Genomic DNA, 1,136 nt, shown 5'->3' with positions numbered 1-1,136 from the left:
GCTACTGCAACGGCACGGACATTGTCCGGCTCCAACGGATTTTCAACGATTTCGCTAAGTTTCGCAACTGCTTTTGAGTCCTTGAGGGCACCCAAAGCGGCGGCGGCTTGCAATCGGATTTCGGCGTTTTCATCGGAGAGTGCTGTCAGAAGTGGTGCAGTGGCGCGTTCATCTTTGAGGGCACCGAGTGAGACAATTGCAGAGGCTCGGATAGATTTCATCTCATCGGTGTTTTCAAGTACAGCGATGAGGGGTTCAACGAGGCGGCGTTCTTTGAAGCCACCGAGCGAATTTGCCGCCCGTTTCCGGACAACATAACTCGGATGTTTGAGTTCCTCAAGCATCGCATCGGCAGCAAGCTTTTTTGCAGTCGCCCCAAGAATGTGGACGAATGCCCAGCGCGTCCATTCATCATCAGCGGATTTAAGAGCATCAAGAACAAATCCTGCTGTTGCGTCGTTCCCATCTTTGATTAATGCCCCGATGACCTCGTTTTGCACGGAGAGGACTTCGTATCCGTCATCAAAACTTCCCAAGCCTTTCTTCAAAATATCGACAAGCCCCTTATCCGATGCCTGAATTTCTCGGAGTGCTACTGCGGCTTGGAATCGAGTGGTTTCGTATTTATCGCTACGGAGTACATCCAATAGGGGATCAATGACGCTCTGCCCTTTTATTTTACCGAGAGCAATAGCAGCTTCTTGTCGGACAACGCCTTGTTTATCTTTTTTCAATGCCGTGATGAGCACTGTCGTTGCGGCATCACCCTTGACTTCACCGAGTGCCCACGCTGCGCTTTGGCGCACTGTTGCGCGACCATCATCCTCAAGGGCACGCGCGAGGGGTTCTACGACAGTGTCCCCTTTGATGATACCGAGTGTGTGAGCGACTTCACTCCGCACGAGACTGGGTATTGGTTTGAGTTCGCCCCATGTGCGGTAGTTTGCGCGCGGGTAATCGACTGTCCACTCAATCTGAAAGGATTCAACCTGTGCTCGGAGTGCGTCAAGCGTTTTATACTCGCGTTTCATGTGCCGTTGGAAGTCCGAAATTTCGTCGAATTGTGTAGACAGGATCCAAACCAACACTGGCGTAGTTTCGGGTGCTTTGATACGACCAAGTACCTTAACGGCGTT

The 1,136-nt window shown here is 51.5% G+C and carries 1 protein-coding gene; it reads right to left on the bottom strand.

What is annotated here, in order from left to right:
- Positions 1–1,136, bottom strand: a 1,136-nt coding sequence (locus J4G02_23070; GenBank protein MCE2397390.1) for a HEAT repeat domain-containing protein, incomplete at both ends; no start/stop codon positions are given.

The sequence above is a fragment of the Candidatus Poribacteria bacterium genome (assembly GCA_021295755.1).
Taxonomy (GTDB): domain Bacteria; phylum Poribacteria; class WGA-4E; order WGA-4E; family PCPOR2b; genus PCPOR2b.
The sequence above is the reverse complement of the archived record's forward strand: the minus strand, read 5'-3'. Positions and strand labels throughout refer to the sequence as shown.